Raw genomic sequence first — 3,725 nt, 5'->3', positions numbered from 1 at the left:
TCTTCTTATCATTTCGCATCAACTCAATCAACCGGTGAAAATCCATTTCATCGATGGGATAATGCGGAAACCAATTGGTAATAAGATGAACAATGGCATTGAATTGCTCCAGCGGAAGTTTTCGGTAACGATGAGAAAGCCAGCACTCACAAATAATCCCTATGGCAACTGCTTCACCGTGGGTGACGGAATGTTGTCCCTGCTCCAGAAAAAAACTTTCAAGGGCGTGACCAATGGTGTGACCGAAATTCAAGATCTTTCTTCGTCCCTTTTCGTGGGGATCCTCTTTTACAACATTCGATTTTATTTCTATGCTTTTGAGTACAATTTCATTCCAGTCATGTTGTACCGACAAATCGAAATGCTGCAATAAATTCCAGTATTCCACATCGGCAATCAAAGCATGTTTAATCACCTCAGCAAATCCCGATAACACTTCGCGCTTGGGTAAGGTTTTCAAAAAGCGGTAATCGACAAAAACAGCGTGAGGATTTGAAAAAAGTCCCACCTGATTCTTCAATGATCCCAGATCAACACCAACTTTTCCACCGATAGAGGCATCCACTTGTGCAAGGAGAGTGGTTGGAATATGAATAAACCGTATTCCACGTTTAAATGTTGAAGCAATAAATCCACCCAGATCGCCAATTACGCCACCACCCAGATTAATCAAAACCGAATGCCGGTCGGCCTCCATTTCGGAAAGGACTTCCCAAATACGGTGACAAATTTCAATGTTTTTATTCTGCTCACCACTTTCAATTTCGATGATCTCTGCTTCCCTCAGTGCCTCCACCTGATCCAGCAATAAAGGCAGGCAGAAATGAATTGAATTTTCGTCTGCCAAAATGAACTTTTTAGCCGTTTTAAATTCCGGAGAAGCAAGCAGTTTAGGCAATGAACTCTCGGCCAGTGGACCAACATAAATGGGGTGTGAAGAAGAACCGGGAGCAGCCATGGTAAGGGATTTCAGCTTGGGAATGCAATTTAATGAAATGATTTAATCCGGACTGCCGAAAATCATGAAAATTGAATGATGGAATTCCCTTTGGCTGTTTATATTTGCCCCACACATATTTCCCATGATTTCTTTCGAAAACACAGAGATTGCTTTTTCAGGCAAGAGCGACAAAGACCTTAAGAGAGCTTATTTTCTTTTTAAACTCGTTTCTCGTCCATGGCTTGTAAAACTTGGTAAGCATCTTACTGTTTTCTCCTTTAAAATTCACCTTCCGATAACTGGAATGGTAAAACGAACCATTTTCCGTCATTTTTGCGGTGGGGAAAACATTCAGGAATGCTTTGCTAAAGTGGAAGATTTGGGTAAATATGGCATTGGTACCATTCTGGATTATTCGGCCGAGGGTAAAAATTCGGAAGAAGATCTGGATAAAACTGCCAATGAGATTACCCGTACTGCCACCGTAGCTAAAGGAAACCCGAATATTCCTTTTTGTGTGTTTAAAACCACAGGCGTTGCCCGATTCGGATTGCTGGAAAAAATAAGTAGTGGAGCAGAATTAAGCGATGAAGAAAAACAAGAATACCTGAGGGCCGTAAAGCGTGTAGATCAAATTTGCAGCGAAGCTTATCAATCGGATACACCTGTATTTATCGACGCAGAAGAAACCTGGATTCAGGATGCCATTGATGGATTGGCAGAAGCAATGATGGCTAAATACAATAAACAAAAAGCCATTGTTTATAACACCCTGCAAATGTACAGACATGATCGGCTGGACTACTTTTCGAAATCGCTCGATCGTGCAAGAAATGGTGGTTATTACGTAGGAATGAAAATTGTTCGTGGCGCTTATATGGAAAAGGAACGTGCCAGAGCGATAGAAAAAAATTATGCAGACCCTATTCAAAAGGACAAAAACGCTTCGGATACCGATTACAATAAAGCCCTTGAATTTTCAATTCAACACATCGATAAAGTATCTATTTGTGCAGGAACGCACAATGAAAAGAGTTCTTTGTTTTTGACTGAATTACTTGAGAAAAACAACATCAGTAAATCCGACAAACGAATTTATTTTGCTCAACTTTTAGGCATGAGCGACCACATCAGCTATAATCTGGCCAAAGCGGGATACAATGTGGTTAAATATGTGCCCTATGGACCCGTTAAGGAAGTCCTCCCCTACCTCATTCGCCGCGCTGAGGAAAACACCAGCGTTAAGGGTCAAACCGGAAGAGAATTAAACCTCATTATTGCAGAAAGAAAAAGAAGAAAATCCAAATAACAGATTTTCTTTCTTATATTCCCTTGACCTTTGCACTTATGGGAAATCGTCTTATTCAACTGCTTTGTTTCTGTTTTCTCCTGCTTCCGTTCGTTTCGCCGGCACAAAGTACGGATGAACGATTATTTGAAGAATTAAAAAAGAAAGTCCAACTCGATTCCTATTACGATTCTGCCTTGGTTTACAAATCGGGAGGAGAGGCTATTCGTCTGGCTCAAAAAATGGGCGACAAAGGAAAAGAAGCAGAGATTCATATTTTTTACGGAAACTATTTTTATTACAGTCAGAATTTTAAAAAAGCTGAAGAAGAATTTAATAAAGCGTATTACCTCGCTTATAACGGAAATAATACTAAGGTGCTCCGACTGGCAAGAATCCGGTTAACGTATCTGGAAGAAACAGAAGGAAAAACCGAAGAAGCTGAACAACATTTTCAGTCCATTCTCGAAGAAGCAAAACAGGAAAAGGATCCTGCCAATGAAATTGAATGTTATAATGCATTGGCTTTAATCAGTGAGCGGAATAATAAGTCGGACGAAGCCATGAAAAACTACCTGAATGGTTTGCGTACTGCCGAAGAAAACAAGTTAGATTATTACACTGCTGTATTATTAAACAACATTGGATTATTAAAACTGAACAGCGATAAAACACAAGAAGCACTGGCGGATTTTGAACGTGGACTCGAAATCACCAACCGCATTAACAATCCGAGATTGGGTGGACATATTCAAAACAACATTGGTCTTGTTTATTTACGTTTAAATAAAACCGATGAAGGTTTATCCCATTTTAAAGCTGCTGTTCAATATGCCCATGCTATTAATCACCCCAAAGAATTAGCCGTAGCTTTTATCAATTACAGCTCTGTTCTCCTTCAGGTAAAGCGAAGTGACGAATCAATTGCTTACCTCGACTCTGCAATTCAGGTATTGGAGAGCAATAACATGAAATTTGAATTAAGTAAGGCTTTACTTGGAAAAGCACAGGTGATGATTGAATTGAAAAATTACAATGAAGCCATTCACCTTGCCAGTGAAGCAAGAGAGGTTGCATTAGTGAGTAAAAATCTGGAGGACCGCGCATTTTCTCATCGCGTGCTTTATCGTGTATATGAAAAAATGAATTTGTTTGAATTGGCGCTCAAGGAATATAAAACCTATCGCGATTTAGATGATAGTTTAAAAGAAACACGTAGCAACAGAATGTTCAATGAACTACAGGTGGAATATGATGTTGAGAAAAAAGAATATCAACTGGAACAGGAAAAAAATAAGAGTTTACTTCTTGAATCGGAAAATCAATTGAAAAAGGTTCGTATCCGTATCTTAATCTTTGCTTCTGTTGCCATATTAATTTTGTTGTTTATTGTTTTCTACATCCGTAATCAGCGGAACATCCGCAAGGAACAAGAGCGTTTTAGTCAGCAATTAATTGCCAACCTCGAAAAGGAAAGGAGTCGCATTGCCCGCGATT

General features: G+C 39.5%; 3 protein-coding genes. 2 read left to right on the top strand and 1 reads right to left on the bottom strand.

All coding sequences use genetic code 11. The annotated features are described in order from the left end of the window. The coding region (gene aroB / locus K1X56_15020) for a 3-dehydroquinate synthase (protein MBX7096031.1) at window positions 1-958 on the bottom strand (958 nt) is incomplete at its 3' end. Between the two features lie 124 nt (window positions 959-1,082). Between aroB and K1X56_15015 the strand changes: the two genes are divergently transcribed. Next, window positions 1,083-2,249, top strand: a complete 1,167-nt coding sequence (locus K1X56_15015) for a proline dehydrogenase family protein (protein MBX7096030.1) — start codon at window positions 1,083-1,085, stop codon at window positions 2,247-2,249. Window positions 2,250-2,287: 38 nt separating this feature from the next. Beyond that, a partial coding sequence (locus K1X56_15010; protein ID MBX7096029.1) for a tetratricopeptide repeat protein occupies window positions 2,288-3,725 on the top strand: 1,438 nt, incomplete at its 3' end.

Source organism: Flavobacteriales bacterium (genome assembly GCA_019694795.1).
Lineage (GTDB): Bacteria > Bacteroidota > Bacteroidia > Flavobacteriales_D > UBA2798 > UBA2798.
The sequence above is the reverse complement of the archived record's forward strand: the minus strand, read 5'-3'. Positions and strand labels throughout refer to the sequence as shown.